General features: G+C 67.2%; 14 protein-coding genes. 10 read left to right on the top strand and 4 right to left on the bottom strand.

Annotation, left to right across the window (positions count from 1 at the left end):
* Nucleotide 1 precedes the first annotated feature (1 nt).
* From GV068_RS11550 to GV068_RS11530, 5 genes are all read left to right on the top strand, one after another.
* Nucleotides 2–1,363 (top strand): glycoside hydrolase family 1 protein, encoded by a 1,362-nt coding sequence (locus GV068_RS11550; RefSeq protein ID WP_229464088.1) that lies wholly within the window; start codon nucleotides 2–4, stop codon nucleotides 1,361–1,363.
* A gap of 3 nt (nucleotides 1,364–1,366) precedes the next feature.
* Nucleotides 1,367–4,726: a glycosyl hydrolase gene (locus GV068_RS11545; protein ID WP_229464086.1), complete on the top strand. Its 3,360-nt coding sequence runs from the start codon at nucleotides 1,367–1,369 to the stop codon at nucleotides 4,724–4,726.
* Between the two features lie 111 nt (nucleotides 4,727–4,837).
* The gene (locus tag GV068_RS11540) at nucleotides 4,838–6,082 is read left to right on the top strand and encodes an amidohydrolase family protein (RefSeq protein ID WP_159697527.1); all 1,245 of its coding nucleotides are present in this window, start codon (nucleotides 4,838–4,840) and stop codon (nucleotides 6,080–6,082) included.
* A gap of 11 nt (nucleotides 6,083–6,093) precedes the next feature.
* Entirely contained in the window at nucleotides 6,094–6,990 is an 897-nt protein-coding gene (locus tag GV068_RS11535; protein ID WP_229464084.1) for an alpha/beta hydrolase, read from the top strand.
* A gap of 115 nt (nucleotides 6,991–7,105) precedes the next feature.
* Nucleotides 7,106–8,086 carry a LysR family transcriptional regulator gene (locus GV068_RS11530; RefSeq protein ID WP_159697525.1) on the top strand — a complete coding sequence of 327 codons (981 nt, stop codon included), beginning with the start codon at nucleotides 7,106–7,108 and terminating at the stop codon, nucleotides 8,084–8,086.
* A 3-nt stretch (nucleotides 8,087–8,089) separates the two neighbouring features.
* On the opposite strand, the gene GV068_RS11525 is transcribed toward GV068_RS11530, so the two are convergent.
* Entirely contained in the window at nucleotides 8,090–8,977 is an 888-nt protein-coding gene (locus GV068_RS11525) for a helix-turn-helix domain-containing protein (protein WP_159697523.1), read from the bottom strand.
* A 128-nt stretch (nucleotides 8,978–9,105) separates the two neighbouring features.
* On the opposite strand from GV068_RS11525, the gene GV068_RS11520 reads away from it, so the two are divergent.
* Together GV068_RS11520 and GV068_RS11515 are read left to right on the top strand one after the other, a co-directional pair.
* Entirely contained in the window at nucleotides 9,106–10,272 is a 1,167-nt protein-coding gene (locus GV068_RS11520; protein WP_159697521.1) for a 4-hydroxybenzoate 3-monooxygenase, read from the top strand.
* A 158-nt stretch (nucleotides 10,273–10,430) separates the two neighbouring features.
* Nucleotides 10,431–12,638 carry a glycoside hydrolase family 3 N-terminal domain-containing protein gene (locus tag GV068_RS11515; protein WP_159697519.1) on the top strand — a complete coding sequence of 736 codons (2,208 nt, stop codon included), beginning with the start codon at nucleotides 10,431–10,433 and terminating at the stop codon, nucleotides 12,636–12,638.
* Here the strand turns inward: GV068_RS11515 and GV068_RS11510 are convergent.
* The 3 genes from GV068_RS11510 to GV068_RS11500 all read right to left on the bottom strand — a co-directional run bounded on the left by GV068_RS11510 (nucleotide 12,632) and on the right by GV068_RS11500 (nucleotide 16,922).
* A complete protein-coding gene (locus GV068_RS11510; protein WP_373888440.1) occupies nucleotides 12,632–14,509 on the bottom strand; it encodes a putative bifunctional diguanylate cyclase/phosphodiesterase in 1,878 nt (625 codons plus the stop codon). The genes GV068_RS11515 and GV068_RS11510 overlap by 7 nt on opposite strands.
* Nucleotides 14,510–14,682: 173 nt before the next feature.
* On the bottom strand, nucleotides 14,683–15,894 hold the full coding sequence (locus GV068_RS11505) for a serine hydrolase domain-containing protein (protein ID WP_373888439.1): 1,212 nt from the start codon (nucleotides 15,892–15,894) through the stop codon (nucleotides 14,683–14,685).
* A gap of 266 nt (nucleotides 15,895–16,160) precedes the next feature.
* Entirely contained in the window at nucleotides 16,161–16,922 is a 762-nt protein-coding gene (locus tag GV068_RS11500; RefSeq protein ID WP_159697515.1) for an SDR family NAD(P)-dependent oxidoreductase, read from the bottom strand.
* 166 nt (nucleotides 16,923–17,088) lie between these two features.
* On the opposite strand from GV068_RS11500, the gene GV068_RS11495 reads away from it, so the two are divergent.
* The 3 genes from GV068_RS11495 to GV068_RS11485 are packed head-to-tail and all read left to right on the top strand — an operon-like array spanning nucleotide 17,089 to nucleotide 21,276.
* A complete protein-coding gene (locus tag GV068_RS11495; RefSeq protein ID WP_201303283.1) occupies nucleotides 17,089–18,300 on the top strand; it encodes an ABC transporter substrate-binding protein in 1,212 nt (403 codons plus the stop codon).
* A gap of 5 nt (nucleotides 18,301–18,305) precedes the next feature.
* Nucleotides 18,306–19,994: a HAMP domain-containing sensor histidine kinase gene (locus GV068_RS11490; protein WP_159697513.1), complete on the top strand. Its 1,689-nt coding sequence runs from the start codon at nucleotides 18,306–18,308 to the stop codon at nucleotides 19,992–19,994.
* Between the two features lie 43 nt (nucleotides 19,995–20,037).
* A complete protein-coding gene (locus GV068_RS11485) occupies nucleotides 20,038–21,276 on the top strand; it encodes an endonuclease/exonuclease/phosphatase family protein (RefSeq protein ID WP_159697511.1) in 1,239 nt (412 codons plus the stop codon).
* The last annotated feature ends 16 nt before the right edge of the window (nucleotides 21,277–21,292 follow it).

Here is a 21,292-nt window from a genome sequence, read left to right as displayed (position 1 = left end):
AATGAAGGACAAGAACAAGCAGGCCGCGCAGCCTACGCTCAGGCGCCGCCGCCTGCTCGGCATGGGCGGCGCGCTGGCCGGCGCCGCGCTGCTGCCCGGCGCGCTGCCGCAGGCGGCGGCCGCGGCCAAGGGCGCATTCCCCAAGGGCTTCCTGTGGGGCGCGGCGATCGCCGGCCACCAGACCGAGGGCGACAACGTGAACAGCGACGCCTGGCTGCTCGAGAACATCCAGCCGACCGAATTCAAGGAGCCGTCCGGCTCGGCGGTCGACCATTACCGCCTGTACGACCAGGACATCGGCATGCTGGCCGGCCTCGGCCTGAACACCTTCCGCTTCTCGATCGAGTGGGCACGGGTGGAGCCGGTCGAGGGCATGTTCTCGGTCGCCGCGCTGGAACACTACCGCGACGTGCTGCAGGCCTGCCGCAAGCGCGGCGTCAAGGCCATGGTCAGTTTCAACCACTTCGTCACGCCGCGCTGGTTCGCCGGCCGCGGCGGCTGGGAAACTGAGGGCGCGCCCGAGCTGTTCGCGCGCTACTGCGACCGGGTGGCGCGCCACCTGGGCCAGCTGATGGACTACGCCACCACCTTCAACGAGCCGAACCTGCCGCGCCTGCTGTTCGGCATCCCCGGCCCGCTGGCCGGGATGGCCGGCAACCCGCGCATGCGCGCCATGATGGACAAGGCCGGGCAGCTGAGCGGCACCAACAAGTGGTCGTCGTGGATCTTCGGCGACTTCGCGAAGATCGAAGCCGGCCTGCTGCGCGCCCACGAACTCGGCTACGCGGCGATCAAGGCGGCCAGGCCGCAGCTGCCGGTCGGCCTGTCGATCGCGATCGCCGACGACCAGGCGGTCGACGGCGGCGAGGCGATGGTCGAACGCAAGCGCGCCATCGCCTACGCGCCATGGTTCGCGGCGATCGCGCGCCACGGCGACTTCCTCGGGGTGCAGACCTATACCCGCGAACTGATCGGACCGGAGGGCGTGCGCCCGCCGCCCAAGGGAGCCTTGGTCACCTCGGCCCACATGGAGGTGTATCCGCAGGCGCTGGAAGCGACCCTTCGCTACACCGCGCAGAACGTGAAGCTCCCCCTTTACGTTACCGAGAACGGCATCTCGACCGATGACGACACCCAACGCATCGCCTATATCAATACCGCCGTGGCCGGTGTCGCAAAGTGCGTCAAGGATGGAATCGACGTCCGCGGCTACATCCACTGGTCGCTGCTCGATAACTTCGAGTGGATCTTCGGTTTCGGGCCGCGCTTCGGCCTGATCGAGGTCGACCGCTCGACCATGAAACGCACCATCAAGCCGAGCGCGCGCCTGCTGGGGAAAATCGCAAAAGCGAACGGAGTCTAGACGATGAAACAACAGCTTCCGATGGCCCTGCCGCGGCACACCGTGCTCGCCATGGCGGTCTGCGGCGCGCTGGCCTGGGCCGGCAGCGCCGCCGCGATCGACATCCGTGACTTCCAAAACCCGCCGAATTCGGCGCGCCCCCGCGTCTGGTGGCACTGGCTGAACGGGAACGTCACCAAGGAGGGCATCCGCAAGGACCTGGACTGGATGGCGCGCTCGGGCCTGGGCGGCCTGCAGAACTTCGACGCCGAGATGACGACGCCGCAGGTGGTGGACAAGCGCCTGGTCTACATGAGCCCCGAGTGGGCCGACGCTTTCAAGTACGCCGCCGTCCTGGCCGAGGAAAGGAAGCTGGAATTCGGCGTGGCCGCCTCACCAGGCTGGAGCGAGACGGGCGGCCCCTGGGTCGCCCCCAAGGACGGCATGAAGAAACTGGTGTGGAGCGAGACGCAGGTAGAAGGCGGAAAGCCGCTGCGCATCAAGCTCGCGCCAGTGCCTCAGGTGAGCGGACCGTTCCAGGATCTGTTCGTCCTGCCCGACATCATGGGCAAGCGGCCGGAGCAGAATGCCGTGCCGCGCTTCGGCGCCGACATCGCGGTCTATGCCTACCGCGTCGATGCAGCATCCCTGGCGGCGCCGACGATCCGCGTCGGTGACCAGGTGCTCGATGCAGCCCGGCTGGCGGCACCGGGCGACGGCGACATTCCCCAGGTCGGCCCGGCGCCGGACGGCGCACCCAGCATCGTGAACATCGACTATCCGGCGCCCCAGACCGTCCGTTCGGCGACCGTGTTCTTCCCCGGCGTGGGCAACATCTTCCAGGGGCACCCTTTTGAAGCCTTGCTGGAGGCGAGCGACGACGGCGTCAGCTGGCGCAAAGTGGCGGACCTGCCGCTGGCGCTGGTGCCGACCACCGCCGGCTTCGCGCCGGTGACGGCCGCCCGCTTCCGGGTGGTCGTGCATGGAAAGCCGCCGCAGCTCAACCCGGGCTTCATGCCGGTGGCGGGGGCCGACACCGGCCCGTTCGCCGCCATGGCCCAGCCCAAACCGCTGCGCCTGGGCCAGCTGCTGCTGTCGGCGCAGCCGCGCGTGAACGCCTTCGAGGCCAAGGCCGGTTTCGCCATCGCCGACGACTACCACGCGCTCGACGCCGGGGTGGACCCGAACGAGGCGGGCGTGGCGCCGTCCTCGCTGATCGACCTGAGCGGCAAGCTGGCCGCCGACGGCACGCTGGACTGGACGCCGCCGAAGGGCAGTTGGAAGATCCTGCGGCTCGGGTATTCGCTGACCGGCATCGAGAACCATCCTGCGACCAAGGAAGCCACCGGGCTGGAGGTCGACAAGTACGACGCGGCCGCGGTGCGCAACTACATGGAAACCTACCTGTCGAAGTACAAAGCGGCGGCAGGCAAGGAACTGGTCGGCGCGCGCGGGGTGCGCGCCCTGGTGACCGACAGCACCGAGGTCGGCGCCTCCAACTGGACGCCGCGCATGCTCGAGCAGTTCAAGCGCCTGCGCGGCTATGACGCGCGTCCCTGGCTACCGGCGCTCACCGGCGTGATCGTCGGCACGCGTGGGCGCACGGACGCATTCCTGTACGACTACCGCCGCACGCTCGGCGAGCTGGCCGCCAGCGAACATTACGGCACCGTGGCCAAGGTGGCGCACGAACGCGGCATGCGGGTCTACGGCGAAGCGCTGGAAAGCGCGCGCGTCACGCTGGGCGACGACATGGCCATGCGCAGCCACGCCGACGTGCCGATGGCGGCGATGTGGACTTACCGTCCCGAGCACGGCCCGAATCCGGCGGCGATCGCCGACATGCGCGGCGCCGCTTCGGTGGCGCACGTCTACGGCCAGAACCTGGTCGCGGCGGAATCGCTCACGAGCGCGATGGCGCCCTGGGCCTTCGCCCCGCGCGACCTGCGTCCGATGATCGATATGGAATTCGCCAGCGGCGTCAACCTGCCGGTGATCCACACCTCGGTGCACCAGCCGCTGGACGACGGCCGCAAGCCGGGCCTATCGCTGGCCATCTTCGGCCAGTACTTCAACCGTAACGAGACCTGGGCCGGCATGGCGCGGCCCTGGGTCGACTACATCGCCCGCAATGCCTGGATGCTGCAGCAGGGACGGTTCTACGCCGACGTCGCCTATTTCTACGGCGAAGAAGCGCCGCTGATCGCGCTGTACCAGAAAGGCCAGCCGCTCGACGCGCCGCGCCGCTATGCCTACGACTTCGTCAATGTCGACGTGTTGGGCAAGAAGCTCGCAGTCAAGGACGGCGACCTGGCGGCGCCCTCGGGGGCGCGCTACCGGGTCCTGTTCCTGGGCGGCTCCAGCCAGCGCATGACCTTGGCCACGCTGCGCCGCATCCACAAGCTGGCGGAGCAGGGCGCCACCATCGTCGGGCCGGCCCCGGTCGCCTCGCCGACGCTGGGCGACGACCCGAAGCAGTTCGCGGCGCTGGTCCGGCGCATGTGGAGCGGCGGCGCCAGCACGCGGGTCGGCAAGGGCAGGGTGTTCGCCGGACGCGACGTCGAGGCGGTGCTGGGTACGCTCGGCCAGGCGCCCGACGTCGAGTTCGACGCGCCCGACGCGCCGCTGTCCTTCGTGCACCGCCGCCTTGGCGACGGCGACGTCTACTTCATCAGCAACCGCACGGCGGCGCCGGTGAATACCGAGGCGCGTTTTAACGTTGCCGGCAAGGCGCCGGAGTTCTGGCATGCCGACAGCGGCAAGAGCATCGCTGCCGGCTACCGCGCGCAGGACGGAAGGACTACGGTGCCGCTGGCACTGGGAGCCAACGAGTCGGTCTTCGTCGTGTTCCGCAAGCCGGCCACGGCGCCAGCGCTGACGGTGGCGCCGCCGCGCTGGACCCAGCTGGCGGCGCTCGAGAGCGGGTGGGAGTTACGCTTCGAAGGCCTGGGCGCACCGGGCCTGCTGACGGGCGCGGCGCTCGGCTCGCTCGCGGACAGCAGCGATCCGCGCGTGAAGTACTTCTCGGGGACGACGGTGTACCGCAACAGCTTTACCTTGCCGGCCGGCACGCAGCCGGGCAGCGACATGAAGCTGCGGCTCGGCCAGGTGGGCGACGTCGCCGAGGTGCTGGTGAACGGCAAGCCGGCCGGCATCGCCTGGAAGCAGCCCTATGAGGTCGAGATCGGCGCGCACGTGCAAGCCGGCGCCAACACGGTCGAGGTGAGGGTGGCCAACCTGTGGGTGAACCGCTTGATCGGCGACGCCCAGCCGGGTGCGCAGAAGCTGACGTTCACGGCTGCGCCGACCTACAAGGCGGACGCACCGCTGCGCCCGGCTGGGCTGATCGGGCCGGTGACCATCCAGGTGCGCAGCGGGCCTTGATCTGCTGCCGGGCGCGATAGCTGGTATCGCCAAAATAGGCTTTGGCCCAGCCGGTCGCGCCGATAAGCTGCACTGGTATCTGTATCTAACACGTATAACGGGAGACAAAACGTGGGCGGAATCATTTTTGAAAACGTACGCATCTTCGACGGCGCCCAGTTGCGCCCGGGGATCGGCGCGGTGCGGGTGGAGGGCCAGCGCATCGCCGAGGTGGCCGAAGGCGGCCGCGCGGTCGCGCGCCAGCCGGGCGACCGGGTGATCGACGGGCGCGGACAGACTCTGATGCCGGGCCTGGTGGAAGCCCATGCGCACTTGTCCTGGCCGAGCTCGGTCGAACGCTTCGTGCCGGGCATGGCGCTGCCGCCCGAGGACCTGGTGCTGACCACGGCGCGCAACGCCCGCATCCTGCTCGACCACGGCTTCACCAGCGCCTATTCGGCCGGCTCCCTGAGCAAGTCGGTGGAGGTGGTGCTGAACGGCTTCATTGCCAGCGGCGGCATGCCGGGGCCGCGCCTGATCGCGTCCTCGATCGAGCGCTCGCCGCCCCAGGCCGGCGACGAGCTCGATCCGGGGCAGGTAGCGGAACACGGCAGCGGCCCGGAAGCGATGCGCGCCTTCGTGAAGGGATGCGCCTCGATCGGCGCCAAGTCGGTCAAGTTCCTGCTGTCGGGCGAGGACGCGCTGATGCCGGGCGCATCGCAGCAGCTGCTGTACACCCAGGAGGAAGCTAGTGCCGCCGGCGAGCAGGCGCGCGAATCCGGGGTCTGGCTGGCCTGCCATGCCCAGGCCTCGGAAGCGGTGAAGATGGGCCTGCGCGCGGGCTTTCGCGTGCTGTACCACTGCACCTATGCCGACCAGGAGGCGCTCGACCTGCTCGAGTCCAAGCGCGACGAGGTGTTCATCGCGCCCGCCATCGGCATCATCCAGGCTACCCTCGACGCCTCGCCGCCGCCGCATTTCGACATGAGCCACATGAAGCGCAGCGCAGCCGAGGTGATGGAGCTGCAAAAGAAGCTGGTGCCGGAACTGCGCCGGCGCGGCCTGAAGGTGCTGCCCGGCGGCGACTATGGCTTCCCCTTCAACCCGAACGGGCGCAATGCGCGCGACCTCGAGCTGTTCGTGCGCCACTTCGGCTACAGCGCGGAAGAAGCGCTGTCCGCGGCCACCCTGCTGGGCGGTGAACTGATGGGCATGGGCGACGAGCTGGGCCAGGTCAAGCCGGGCTTCCTGGCCGACCTGCTGCTGGTGGACGGTGACCCGGCCGCCGACGTCACCGTGCTGCAGGACCGCGGCCGCCTGCGCGCCATCATGAAGGACGGGCGCTTCCACAAGGATCCGGCCCTGGCCGACCTGTAAGGAGCGCGGCGATGACCCAGATGCCGACCCGGGAGGAACTGGCCCGGACGATCCGCGCCGCCGGCCCGGTGATCGATCCGCCCGCGGCGAAGGCGCTGTATGCGCCGCTGCTGGCCGATGCGCCGCGCGGCGGCCCCGCGCTGCGTGACATTCCCTATGGCGCCGACGAGCGCCACCGCCTCGACCTCTACCTGCCGCTGGAAGCGAGCGGGCCGGCGCCGGTGGTGATCTTCCTGCACGGTGGCGGCTTCATTCGCGGCGACAAGGCCGACCGCGCTGCGATCGGCCATTATTTCTCGCGCCATGGGGTGCTGGCCGTGCTGCCCAATTACCGGCTGGGACCGCAGCACCGCTGGCCGGCCGGCGCCGAAGACGTCTCGGCCGCACTGTCCTGGACGCGCGCCCACGTGGCCGAGCATGGCGGCAATCCCGGGCACATCGTGCTGGCGGGCGAGTCGGCCGGCGCCGCGCACATCGCCGCGGCCACGCTGGTGCGGCGCTTCCATCCGCCCGAGGGCTTGAGGATCGCCGGTGCCTTCCTCGCTTCCGGGGTCTACAACGCCGAACTGGAACTGCTGGCGCGGCGCCAGCTCGGCATCGCCACGCCGGATCCGCGCAACGAAGCCTACTTCGGCCCCGACTTTGCAAGCTACCGCGCGATGTCGACCGTGGAACTGATCGATGCCGATCCCTTCCCGCTGGCGATCAGCTATGCGGAACTGGATCCGGTGCAGATGCAGGCCCAGGCCGGCGAGCTGTTTGCCAGGCTGGTGACGCGCCACGGTTTCCAGCCTCGGATTTCGGTGGTGCCGAACCATAATCACCTGTCCCAGGTGTATGCGATCAACACGGGAGACGAATCGCTGTCCGGCCCGTTGCTGGACTTCGTGCGCAATCCGGCGGCCTGACGCACGCCAGTGAGGCGCATCTGCACGCCACAGTTTTTTGATGACAAGAAAGGAAAAAGTTAATACAGTGCAATTAGAAGATGCAAGCCAAGCTTGTGCAACATGGAGACGATAGATGCGATTCAATCGCCTGGACCTGAACCTTCTGATGGCGCTGGATGCGCTGCTGGAGGAACAGAACATTACGCGCGCGGCAGGCCGCGTCAACGTCAGCCAGTCCGCGATGAGCGGCATGCTGGCGCGCCTGCGCGAATTCTTCGAGGATGATCTCCTGACGGCGGTCGGGCGTAACATGGAACTGACCGTGCTGGGACGCCAGCTGGTGGGCCCGGTGCGCGACCTGATCCTGCAGGTGCAGGCCACCGTCAGCATCCGGGTCACGTTCAATCCGGCGCGCGAGACGCGCTGCATGAAGATCATGGTGTCCGACTATGCCACCGAGGTGTTCCTGAACAGGGTCATCGCGCGCGTGCTGCGCGACGCGCCCAACATGACGCTGGACCTGGTGCCGCTGGCCGACGACGCCGCCGAGAAGCTGCGCCGCGGCGAGAACGATTTCCTGATCATCCCGCGCCAGTTCCTCGACGAGGAGCATCCGCAGCGCCTGCTGTTCGAGGACAGCTATTGCGCGGTGATCTGGGAAGGCAATACGCAAGTGGGCGACCGCCTCGACGCCGCCACCTACGAGCGGCTGTCGCACGTGGCGCCGATGCTGGGCCGGCCGCGTTCGCCGACGGTGGAGGAAATGCTGCTGCGCGCGGTGAACGTCAAGCGCCGCATCCGCGTGAACACCTGCGACTTTTCCAGCATGGCCACCGCCCTGGTCGGCACCGAACTGGTCGCCACCATGCACACCCGGCTGGCGCTGGCCTGCGCGCGCCGCCTGCCGATCCGCGTGCTGCCCCTGCCTTACGAGCTGCCATCGATGGCCGAATGCCTGCAGTGGCACCGCTCGCGCGAGAACGACCCCTGCCACATCTGGCTGCGCGGGATCATGCTCGAGGTGGCGCGCAGCATGCCGTCCAAGCAGGATTTGCCGATGGCGCCGCTGAGCGCGAATGCGCTGGAAAGCGGGGCGCTGCAGTTCGGCTGGTAAAGCCTAAGCCTGCGACTGCAGGCGGAACTCCTTCGGTGAGACCCCCATCAGCTTCTTGAACAGACGGCTGAAGTAGGCCGGATCCTGGAAGCCGAGCTCGTAGGCGATGCTGGCCACGCCGGCCGGCACGTAGGTGAGCTTGCGGCAGGCTTCCAGCATCAGCCGCTCCTGGGCGATGTTGAAGGCCGACTTCCCAGCCAGCTTCAGGCACAGGCGGTTCAGGCGCGTCGGCGAGATGCGCAGCACGCGCGCATATTGCCCGACCTGCCACTGTTCCTTGTAGCGGCGCTCGACCTCGACCCGGAAACGGCTGAACAGCTCGAAGTCTCCGCGTCCGCTGCTGTCGACGATACGGCTCTCGGCCTGGACTCGCACCAGCATCAAGAGCACGCTGCGCGCCAGCCAGTCGAGCATGAGCGCGTGGCCGTGGCGCGGCCAGCTCGACTCGAGGACCAGGTTTTGCAGCAGCGCTTCGATGCGCGCGCGCATGTCCGGCGCGCTGCCCAGGTCCACGGCGAGCGGCTGGACGAACAGGGTCGAGAACAGATCGCTTTCGTCGAACAGCAGCTTCTGGTCGATCGTCAGCACGTATCCTTGCGCCTCGCGCGAGAAATCGAAGCCATGTGGCAGGGATGGGTGGATGGTCAGGGCCACCGGTCCTTCGCACTCCCACAGTTCGCCGTCGATGTTCGCCCTGACCTGGCCGGCCAGTAAAAAAAGTACCTGGAACAGGCCGGCGTGGATATGCGTATCGATGTGCCAGTCGTGCTGGCGGCTGCGCGTTTCGATCAGTTCGACGTGGACGCCTTCTGCATTTGCGCCCCGTGTGGGCTCGCCGTATAGCGCGAAGGTGGGAATGTCGGCAGGCAGGGAGGTCGACGCGGTCGGCATGGCGCAGGCGGAAGCAAGGAGAAGTGGACGTGTAAAAATAGTACAAGTAATTTCGAGTTTGATCCATTCTTATTCGCGCCTGCGCCCACTACGATAATGTCATTCAAAACAATAACGGAGACAACATCATGCGCACCCAGGTCGCCATCATCGGCGCCGGCCCGGCCGGCCTCCTGCTTTCCCACCTCCTGCACCTGAACGGCATCGAGTCGGTTGTGCTGGAATCGCGTACCCGTGCCGACATCGAGGCCACGATCCGTGCCGGCGTACTGGAACAGGGGAGCATGCACACCCTCGTGGAGGCGGGTGTGGGTGAACGCATGCGCAAGGAAGGCGCACTGCACCATGGCTTCGAGCTGGCGTTCGACGGCAAGCGCCATCGGGTCGACCTGCTTGAGCTGACCGGCAAGGCGATCACCGTCTATCCCCAGCACGAAGTCATTATCGACCTGGTGGCGGCGCGGATCGCCGCGCAAGGACAGCTGCTGTTCGAAACCAGCGAGGTCGCCATCCACGACATCGGCAGCGCCCGGCCTTCGGTCAGCTTCGTGCACAAGGGCGAATCCCGGCGCATCGACGCGGACTTCGTCGTCGGCTGCGACGGCTTCCACGGCGTGTCGCGCCAGATGATTCCGCACTCGCTCAGGCAGGATTTCCAGCGCACTTACCCGTTCGGCTGGTTCGGCATCCTGGTCGAATCCGCGCCGTCGTCGGAAGAACTGATCTATGCACGGCACGAGCGCGGCTTTGCGCTGGTCAGCACCCGCTCGCCCACCGTCCAGCGGCTCTACCTGCAGTGCGATCCGCACGACCGGGTCGACCAATGGTCGGACGACCGCATCTGGTCCGAGCTGCATGCGCGCCTCGACAACCAGGATGGCTGGCAGGTCAAGGAGGGAAGGATCTTCCAGAAGAACGTCATCGGCATGCGCAGCTTTGTATGCGCACCGATGCGCTCCGGACGCCTGTTCCTTGCCGGCGATGCGGCCCATATCGTCCCGCCCACTGGCGCCAAAGGCATGAACCTGGCCATCTCGGACGTCAGGCTGCTGGCCGCGGCGCTCGATGGCTTCTACAGGCAGGGCAGGTGGGAGGCATTGGACAGCTACTCGGAAATCGCACTACAGCGCGTCTGGCGCGCCGAGTATTTCTCCTGGTGGATGACGCGCCTGCTGCATACCTTCCCGGATGCGACGCCCTTCGAGCGCGAGCTGCAACTGGCGGAGCTGCGCAACGTCGTTTCCTCGCGCGCCTTGCGGACGGCCCTGGCGGAAAACTACGTCGGCGCGTTCTGACCGGCGGACCGGCAGCTGCAACTATCAGAATCACTCATCCGAGGCATCCGAATTTGCGATTGGACAGCCTGTCATTCGAACGCATACGATTGCTCGGCTGGCGATGGCAGCGCCAGCGTGACAAGAACAGACAGGCGCAAGCCTGCGGAGGAGATACCATGAAAGTCGTTCGTTCGCGCTCCCTTGCGCGTCCCCTGGCCCTGGCCGCGCTCCCGCTGCTGGGCGCCTGCACCACGCCCGGCACTCCTGGCCAGGTGGACCAGCCGTCCATCGGCGTGCGCAGCAAGACTGTCCTGCTTGTGGATGGCCAGCGCTTCCGTGACGCCAACGGGAACGGCAGGCTCGACCCCTACGAGGATTGGCGCTTGAGGCCCGAGCAGCGCGTCGCCGACCTGCTGCCGCGCATGACGCGCGAGCAGAAGGCCGGCATGATGCTGATCGATACGCTCAACGCCGGCTGCGCCGGTGGGCTGGCCGACAGCAAGGCCGCCGACTACGTGCAACAGCAAAAAATGACGCGCTTCATCCTGCGCAACGTCGCAGCGCCGAAGCCGGATGCCTGCGATGGCAGCATCAAGGCGGGCCGCGGCGGCTTCACCGTGACGCCACGCCAGCTCGCCGAATTCCATAACGCGGTCCAGGCCCTGGCCGAAGCGGAACCGTTCGGTATTCCCGTCCTGTTCAAGGACAACCAGCGCAACCACTACAACAACGATCCGCGCTTCGGCATTTCGGGCGGCGCTGGGGCCTTCACCGAATTTCCGCGCGAAGCGGGCCTGGCGGCTGCGGCGCTCGGCACCGGCGACATGGCGCCGGTCCAGGCACTGACCGAGGTGATGGGCGCCGAGTTCCGTGCGGTGGGCCTGCGCGGTGTGTACGGCTACATGGCCGACCTGGCGACCGAGCCACGTTGGCACCGCGTTTCCGAAGCCTTCACCGAGAACGCCGACCTAAACGCCGATATCATGCGCGCGCTTGTAAGGGGGCTGCAGGGCGGGCCGCTGAATCCGCATTCGTCGGTCGCGCTCACGATGAAGCACTTCCCGGGCGGCGGCCCGCAAGAGCAGGGGCTGGACCCGCATTATTCCTTCGGCAAGGGGCAAGTCTACCCGGGTGGGAAGTTCGGCTATCACCTCAAGCCCTTCAAGGCGGCGATCGAGGAGGGGCTCGAGGCGATCATGCCCTACTACGGTGTCCCCATCAAGGTCACCTACGAAGGTGTCACCTACGACCAGCTGGGTTTCGCGTTCAACCGCCAGATCGTGACCGACCTGCTGCGCGACAAGCTCGGTTTCAAAGGCTACGTGAATTCGGATACCGGCATCATCAACGAGCGCGCCTGGGGGCTCGAAGGCAAGAGTGTGCCGGAGCGGGCAGCGGCCGCGGTGAACGCTGGCGTCGACGTGCTTTCCGGCTTTAACGACAACAAGGTCGTGCTCGAACTGGTCGAGCGCGGGCTGGTCAGGCAGGAGCGGGTGGACGAAGCCGTGTGCGGCCTGCTGCTGGCCCAGTTCCGCCTCGGCCTGTTCGAGAATCCCTATGTAGACGTCGACAAAGTGGACAGCGTGATCGGCAATGAGCGCCACCGCGCCGCCGGGCTGCTGGCGCAGAAACAGTCGATCGTACTGCTGCAGAACCGCGGGGAGGGTACATCAAAGCTGTTGCCGCTCGCGCCGGGCAAGCGTGTCTATACCATGGGGATGGGCAAGGCCGACGTCGAGGCATACGGTTACCAGGCCACCGATGGCAACACTACAGCGCCGGGGACTCGCCCGAGCGCGGCCGGCCACGACGCGGCCATCATCCGCGTCCAGGTCACCAACCCGATGAAGGTGACGCTGGCCTACCGCAGCAAGCAAATGGGCGCGGACACCAGCAGGCTGAATCCCCGCACGGGCAAGGTCTGGGGCAGCGAGGATCCCTGCCTCAGCCATCCGGCGCAAAACCAGAAGTGCGTCGACGACGTGGGCATGCTGTTCGGCGGGTCCTTCCCCTGGGAGGCGGACAAGCTGTCGTTCACGGCCATGGCGCAGGCCGAATCCTGGCAGATCTCGCCCTCACTGGCGGACATCCAGGCCGTCATGCGCGAAGTCGGTCCCGAACGTACGGTACTGGCGATCTACTTCCGCCAACCCTATGTGATCGACGAAGCCAGCGGCTTCCGTCAGGCCGGCGCCGTCCTGGCGACGTTCGGTGTCTCCGATATCGCCTTGCTGGACGTCGTCAGTGGGAGATTCAAGCCCCAGGGCAAGCTACCCTTTGCGCTGGCAAACAAGCTCGAGGCGATCGTCGACAAGCAGTCCGACGTGCCCGGCTACCCGGCGGCGGACACGCTGTATCCGTATGGATTCAGGCTGACTTACTGAGCCCGCCGAGCCGACGACACTTCAAAGCAGGGCGCCGCGCGGCACGACGGCACCGTGTCGCGCTCCAGCAGCGCGAGCAGCTCCGGCATCGGCATCGGCCGCGCGAACAGATAGCCCTGCATGCCGCCGACGCCATTGGACACGAGCAGCGCGGCCTGCTCGGCCGTCTCCACCCCTTCGGCAATCACGCGCAAGTCGAGGTGCCCGGCCATCGCCAGGATCGACTGGACGATGGCGGTGGCGCTCGCGTCGCCGGGCGTGTCGCGGATGAAGCTCTTGTCGATCTTGATCTCGTACAGCGGCAGGCGCTTGAGGTAGCCGAGGTTCGAATAGCCGGTACCGAAGTCGTCGATCGATAGCCGGATGCCCAGTGCGTCCAGCTGGTGCATCCGATCGATGGTCTCCTTGCCATTGACCAGCAATCCTTCGGTCACTTCCAGGATAAGCTGGCTTGCCGGTGCGCCGGTCTCCGCCAGGATCGCCTGTAGCTGGTCGATAAAGTCCGGCTGGCGGAACTGCGACGGGCTGACGTTGACCGACAGCGGCAGCGCATGGCCGGCGCGGCCCAGCTGCACCATGTATTCGCACGACTGGCGCAAAGCCCACTGGCCCAGCCGCGGGATCAGGCCGCATTCCTCGGCGACCGGAATGAACACGTCTGACGGCACCATGCTGCCGTCGGCGCGCCGCCAGCGCATCAGCATTTCCGCGCCCGCCGGCATGCCGTGGCGGTCGACCTGCAGCTGCGGGTGCATCGCCAGCTCGCCACGATCGAGCGCGCCGGCCAGGTCGCGTTCGAGGATGAGTCGCTGTTCCACCTCGGCCTGCATGGCCGCCTCGAACACCGCCACCCGGTTACGGCCGGCCAGCTTGGCGCGGTACATGGCGGTGTCGGCTTCGCGCAGCAGGTCGTCGGCGCCCTGCGCGGGACCGCGCAGGAAGGCCACGCCGATACTGACCGACGCCATGTAGGCCTGGCCGTCGATCTCGAACAGCGTGTCCATGGCATCCCGGATGTTCTCGGCAGTGGCCAGGGCGCGGGCGTGGACGTTCGCGCTGCCGCGCCCGAGGTCTGCCAGCAGCACCACGAACTCGTCGCCGCCGATGCGGGCCACCATGTCGCCGTCGGCGGCGAAGCGGGAGAGGCGCGCAGCCACGCTTTTCAGCAGGCCGTCGCCGGTCGCGTGGCCGCGCCCGTCGTTGATTTGCTTGAAGCGGTCGAGGTCGATGAACATGACCGCGGCGCCACGCCCGCCCTGGCGCGCCTGGTCGACCAGTTCGTCGAGGCGCTGCATCAAGAGGCGACGGTTGGGCAGGCCGGTGAGCACGTCGTAGAAGGCGAGGCGGTGCAGGTCGTCCAGCGATTTGGCCAGGCGCCTGAGCAGGAAGGCGCAGGAGAGCGTCAGGATCGCGCCCACGAACAGGTAGTTCAGGGCCACCGATAGCGCGGCGAACAGGTCGGTGGCGGGCAAGCCGACGATCTCCTGGTTTACGTAGCCCGCATAACACAGGATGAACAGGACCAGGCCGCTGCCGGCCAGGATCCACACCGCCGGCCAGGTGCCGAGCAGGATCGCGGCGAGCACCGGGGCCGAGAACAGGTAGATCTCGCTGATCGGGCCTACCACGACCATCAGCGCGACGCCGATCAAGAGGTTAATGGCGAGGAAGTTCAGTACCCGTGCCTTGTAGGACAAACGCCGCCACCACCACAGCACGCCAATCCAGCCCAGCGCCGCGCTGTTAATGGCCGCGACATCCCACATACCCTGGTGCAGCAGGATGCCGGTGGTCGGCAGCCAGATCACCACGCCCAGCAGGAGCACGATGGTGAGCAGCGAAGTGAAGAGGCGGGCGCGCCAGTGAGCGATGGTGTCGAGCGTTTCCAGGATGGGCCTTCGTAGGGCGCGCCGAGGTAGGGTCCCGTAGAGGCGCGAGAGTGAATGGTGCGGCGCACCAATACATACAATGTACCATAATTGTTTGCCTAATTACATTATTTGTGGCTTGTCGGAAACGGATCTGCAGGATCGAGTGCGCGGCGCTACCTGGCGGACCTTGCCTTCCCGTCGCGCATCAAGAAGCGCGCGAGCGCATCGAATGCGGGAAGCGTGGTGGGATCGTTCGCCGCGTTGGCCGCCTCCGGGTGGATGGCAAAGCGAGCGATGACCATCTCGGCGGCGGGATCGATATACAGCGCCTGGCCGTGCACGCCGCGCGCCATGAAGGCCCCGTGCCCGTTATGCGTGACCCACCACATGCTGCGGTAGCTCCAGCCCGCGAGAAGCTGGTACCCAGCTTGTGCGAAGCGGCGCGGATCGGCCCCTCTGCGGATATCGGCGACCGCCGCCCTGGGCACGATCTGCTGCCCGTTGAAACGGCCATCCAGGCGCATCATTTCCCCGAACTTCGCCAGGTCGCGCAGCCCCATGTTCAGCCCGCCGCCGGCAAACGGCGTCCCGGTCGAATCCACCGACATATAGGCGTCCTGCTCGGCGCCCAGCCGGCGCCAGATACGCTCGGAGAGCAGTTGCGCGACAGACCGGCCGCTTACGCGCGCCAACACCCAGCCCAGCGCATCGGTGTTGGCGGTACGGTAGTGGAAGGCCTCGCCGTGCACCCCTTCGGCTCCGACGGTCTGCAGGAATTCGTAGTAGGAGCGCGGCCCTGCATAGTCCTTCGGCTTCGGCAAGGGATTGCCGGCCGCCGCGTGCATCCAGACTTCCGCCTTGGGGTCGGCGTAGTCCTCGCTGAAGCGGATACCGGTGGTCATGTCCATAAGCTGGCGCACTGTGGCATTGCCGAACGCCGAGCGCTTCAGTTCCGGCACGTAGTCGGCGACCATGCGCTCCGGCTGCAGCGTCCCTTCCGCGACCATCATGGCGGCCAGGGTGCCGACGAAGGTCTTGGTGACGGACATCGCGCCATGCTGCCCATCGGGCTTGAGCACACCGAAGTAGCGTTCGTAGACCGTCTTCCCGCGATGCAGGACGATGATGCCGTCCGTGTAGTTGGCCAGCAGCGACTCCTGCCAGCTCATCAAGCGATCGCTTCCGATCGGCAGGAAGCGCAGTGCATCGATGTCCTCGCGCAGCGCTTGCCCGAGCCTGAGCGGCGCGCCGATGCCGCGTGAGACGTTCACGGTCGGCATCAGCTGCCTGAAATTCGAGACGCTCCAGCGGAGGGCAGGGAAGCGAAAATAGCTGCCATCCTCGAAGCGCAGGATGCGGTCAAGCGGCGGTGGCGAGCCGACCATCCAGCCGAGCCTGGCCGGATCGGAGGCGACGGCATCGAGGACCTTGTCGGCGCCGACGGCGGGGCCCGACGCCAGGCCCGCGGCCAGCACTGTCGCGAGCACCGCCGGACTAAGGGCACGTGCGGAACCGTGTTTCATGTCTGCTCCCCAGCCTGACTCCGTCAGCTCAAGGGCTGCCCGGGAGGGCGCCGAAGCCAGTATAGGCACAAAACGCCGGATTGCCATCCAGGGTGAGCAGGTCCGGGACCTGGACGCCGGGCAGCGTCTTACTGATGCGGCTGCCCGTTCGACGCCATCAATCCCGCATCCACCGGCAGGTTCACGCCGGTGATGAGGCGCGCATCCTCGCTCGCCAGGAACACCATCGCGGCCGCGACGCCTTCCGGATCCTCGGGCGCGCCGAGCGGCATGCGCTTCCTGAACTCGGCGACCAGCTCCGGTTTGGCGAGCATGTCTTCGGTCATGCGGGTGGCCGTGAAACTCGGATTGACCGCGTTCACCCGCACGCCATCCTTGGCCGCATCCATGGCCATCGCGCGCACCATGTTGCTGACCGCGCCCTTCGAGGTGTTATACGCGAACAGTTCCCAGTCGCCTCCTAGTCCCGAGACGGAAGAGGTCATGACGATCGATCCGCGCGTCTTCACCAGTTCGGGCATGGCCGCCTTGGCCATGTGGAAGTAGCCGGCCACGTTGACCGCCATGACGCGTGTGAAATCTTCTTCGCTGGTCGCCATGATGTCGCCCTCGGTCGCGACCCCGGCGTTGTTGACCAGGACATGCAGGCCGCTGAAGCGCTCGACGGCCGCCTTGACGGCAGCCGTCGCGGTCGCCTTGTCGGCGGTATCGCCGACCTGCACGAGCACGCGGTCCTGAGGCAGGTCCGAAGCAGCTTTGCGGAGGGTGGCTTCGTCGATGTCGAGCATCACGACACGCGCGCCCTCGTCGAGAAAGCGGCGCGCGACCGCCAGCCCGATACCGGACGCTGCGCCGGTGACCAGTACGTTCTTGTCCTTGAAGCGGTTCATCCTGACTCCTTTGATGTCTGCCTATCGGTTGCGGAAATTTGACGAAAACCATATCACAGCGGTGCGACGGCGCCGTCTCGTTGCTGATGTGCAACTTTCACCAGTGTGGCCAGTCGTGCGGCCACCGTCCCCGATTACAATGTCGGATCAGCGTTGGCAAAGAGTTATGTTGAACCCGACAGCACTTCATCTCATCAGTTTCTTCAAGCGCAGCCTGGCCACCCTCATGCTGCCGGTCCTGTTCGGCGTCGGCTGGGCACAAGCCGCTCCCTTGCCGGTGCGCGTGGGCCTCGACGCCGAATTCGGGCTGGACAACAGCACCTCGGCCCAGGCGGTGGAACTCGGGATGCGCACCGCCATCGGTGAAATCAACCGGGCAGGGGGTGTGCTGGGCGGCAGGCCGATCGAACTGGTGACCAAGGACCACCGCTCGATCCCGGCCCGCGGGATCCGAAATATCGAGGAATTCGCCCGCATGTCCGACCTGGTGGCTGTCTTCGGCGGCAGGTTCAGCCCGGTCGTGATCGAAGAACTCCCCACCCTCAAGGCCACCAAAACCCTGTTCATGGCCCCCTGGTCCTCGGCCGACGCCATCGTCGACAACGGCATGCGGCCGAACTACGTCTACCGCCTGTCGCTGCGCGACAGCCTGGCCATGCCCAAACTGCTCGAGACGGCGCGCCAGCGCGGCCTGCGCCGGGTCGGGCTCCTGATGACGAATACCTCCTGGGGACGCAGCAACCTGGCCGCCGCGGAAAAGTTCGTGGAGGCGAACAAGGACGTGAGGATCGTGCAGACCGCTTGGTACAACTGGCGCGACCAGACCCTGGTGGCGAGGTTCAAGACCCTGCGCGCGGCCGGCGCCCAGGTCGTGGTGCTGGTCGCCAACGACGACGAAGCCGCCGTCCTGGTGCGCGAGGTCGCGGCCTTGCCGCAGGCCGAACGCCTGCCTATCCTGAGCCACTGGGGCGTGACGGGCGGCGAATTCGTACGCCAGGCAGGGCCAGCCCTGAACCAGGTCGACTTCTCCGTGATCCAGACCTTCTCCTTCTTCAACCTCGACGCCAAACGGCGCGAGCGCATCCTGGCCAGCCTGGGCGCGGTTTCGCCCGTACGCCGGATCGAGGACATCAAGGGGCCGGTCGGTGTGGCCCATGCGTATGACCTGATGCATATCCTGGCGCGGGCCATCGACAGGGCGGGCAGCACCGACCGCAAGGCGGTGCGCGACGCCCTGGAGAAGCTGGGCCCGTATCGCGGCCTGATCAAGACCTATGCGCCGCCGTTTACCCCGGCCCGCCACGAGGCGCTCGGGGTGCAGGAGCTCTTGATCGCCCGCTACCGCGCCGACGGCGTGCTGGTGCCGAGCGGCGAGTGAGCGCCATGTGGACGCTGCTTCGCTCCGGCAGCCTGTCGCGGCGTTTCGCGATCGCCTCGGCGATCCTGACCGCCGCCGCCGTGCTGCTGGTGGCTGCCACCTCGCTGGCGTTGGTCAATCACCAGCACGCCTCGGCGCTCGCCCTGCTGGAGCAGCGTGAAGCGGCCTTCCATGCGCGCACCGTCGGCAACACGCTCCAGACCCTGGCCTCGCGCATGGACGAAGTGGCGGCCAGTCCCATCCTGGCGACTGGCCTGGTCGACAGTGCGGGACGCGAAACCTACCTGGCTCCTTTCCTGAACGGCCTGCGGCAGATTAACGGCATTCCGGTCCAGGTCCTGTTCACCGACTTCGAGGGCAAGCCGATCGCGGGCAATGGCGTCGAGCGCTTCGATCCCGAGCAGATGGCATGGCTGCGCGCGAGCATCGACCGGGGCAGCGAAAGCGGGGCCATCTTCCAGCGTCCCGGCGGCGCGGAACTGGTCGGGGTCAGCCTGTTGCGCTATTCGCGCACCAATACGCCGGAAGGGGCGCTGGTCTACAAGCTGCGGATGCAGGACCTGCGGCCGACGTCCTCGTCCGACCTTGAGTGGAAGGGCCGCTCGCCGGTGACGGCAGGGATCGAGGTGCCGCTCGCCGTGCCGGAAAAATTCCGTCACCTGGGGTTGTCGCTGCACGTCGATACTTCCGGCATCGGCAGTGTCCTCGAGTCCCCCTGGACCCAGTACGGCCTGATCGGCGGCATTGCGATCCTGCTGGCGCTGGTCGTGTTCCTGCTGGGTTCCCGGCTCTCGCTCGGCCTGACCCAGGACCTGCGCAAGCTGGAGCGCTTCGCGGTCGAATTGGGCAAGCAGGGCATCGGCGATCGGCGCGCGGAGCTGGCGGGCAGCAGCGAAACCATCACCCTGGCGCGCGCGATCAACCAGATGCTCGACCGCCTGCAGGAACAGCAGGCGCGCCTGCAGCGCGAACACCAGCGCAAGGACGAATTCCTGGCGATGCTGTCGCACGAGCTGCGCAATCCGCTGGCGCCGATCAGCAGCGCCGCCCAGCTGCTGCGCGTCCTGTTCGCCGGCGAGCCGAAGATCAAGCAGACCAGCGATGTGATCAGCCGCCAGGTCAGCCACATGACGCACCTGATCGACGACCTGATGGACGTCTCGCGCGTCACGCGCGGCCTGGTCACGATCAACCAGACCGACCTGGAGCTGGGGGCCGTGCTGCGCGAGGCGGTGGAACAGATCACGCCTGTGATCGAGGCGCGCCGCCATCGCCTGCTGCTCGATCTCGCGCCGCATCCGGTCGAAGTGCGTGGCGACCGCCCGCGCCTGATCCAGGTTTTCGCCAACCTGCTCAACAACGCCGCCAAGTACACGCCCGACGGTGGCGAGCTTCGGCTCTCGCTGCAGCAGCACGGCGACACTGCCATCGCGGAAGTGTGCGACAACGGGATCGGCATCGGTCCCGAACTGCTGCCGGAAGTGTTCGACCTGTTCACCCAGGGCCAGCGCACGCCCGACCGCGCCCAGGGTGGCCTCGGGCTGGGACTGACCCTGGTGAAAAAGCTGGTCGAGCTGCACGGCGGCACGGTTGAAGCCCACAGCGAGGGACAGGGCCTGGGCAGCCGCTTCATCGTGCGCCTGCCGCTGCTGGCGGCCGCAGGCCATTGCCGCGAACAGGAGAGTCCGCGATAATCCTTGCATTTCACCTCACGCCCTGCGGTCCGGCGTCCATACCATGAAAAAACTGAGCCACCTCTTCACGCCCCTGCCATTCACCGTCCTGCTGGCGCTGTGCGCCGCCCCGGTCGCCCACGCCGCCCCGGAAGCGCCACCGACGCCGATCGGCGTTGCCTCCTTCAACATGGCCTGGGCCGGTTCGCAGCAGGATTTCGATCGCCAGAATGCCGTGTGCAAGAGCGTGTCCTGGTGCGACACGCGCCCGCGCCGCGAGCCGGGCCAGGCGTCGATCACCGAAGAGGCCAACCGGGTGGCGCGCCAGTGCGCCGCCGATACCGAAAAGCTGTTCGGCGGGCCGGCGCAGCAGGCCATGATGGCGCCATGTAATGCCTACCAGGGACGCGGCGCCCCGGTACAGCTGACCAGCGCCGACTACGCGGCCAAGCTGGCCGGCCTGCAGGCGACCGTCGACGGACTGGTCGAGAAGCAGGGCGTGCGCGTGATCGCCTTCCAGGAAGTGCGCTCGGCGGAGGTGGTCAGGCAGGTGCTGGGCCGCCATGCCGACCGTTTCAAGGTCTGCGACGCGCCGCACGACGGCTTCCAGACCGTGGCCTTCGCCTGGGACAGCAGCCTGGGTTCCGCTCCCGCCGTGTGCAGCGTGGAGCATGGCCTGGCCGTGAGCGACAATCCGCAAGATCCGGAAGCGCGCAAGGTGCGTCCGGGCCTGGCCCTCGAACTGCAGCTGCCGGGACGCCGCATCAGCTTCCTCAATGTGCACCTGAAGTCGGGCTGCGCCAACATCGTGCCGACCCCGACCTACCAGGCGCGCCTGCTCGACGACCGCGCCGGCGCCTGCCAGGTGCTGAACCGGCAGGTCGCGCCGCTGGAGCGCTGGATCGACAGCGTGGCCAAGGGCAGTCCCGAGTTCGTGCTGCTCGGCGACTTCAACCGCCGCATCGACGAAGAGGCAGCGGCCGCCATCAAGCCGGCGCAGGTCCGTAACGACGGCAGCGATCCGGCCGGCGTGCCGGCGCCGGGCGCCGACGGCAAGGTGGCGACGCGCTACCTGTGGCAGGAACTGAACGACGGCTCCAGGACCCTGCAGCAGGTGCCCTTGAGCGGCGTCGAAGAGGGTTGCCGCGGCTTCTCGGGGCTCGATCACATCGTGATCAGCGGCGCACTCGCAGCGCGCCAGCCGGCGAACCTCGGTTCGCGCAAGACAGCCGTGGTGCAGTTGCCCGGCCAGCGCATCGAGACCAGCGACCACTGCCCGCGCAGCGTCACCCTGAATTTCTGATCGGGGCGGCGGCCGC

Source organism: Massilia sp. 9I (assembly GCF_902506415.1).
Classification (GTDB): Bacteria; Pseudomonadota; Gammaproteobacteria; order Burkholderiales; family Burkholderiaceae_D; genus Telluria.
The sequence above is the reverse complement of the archived record's forward strand: the minus strand, read 5'-3'. Positions and strand labels throughout refer to the sequence as shown.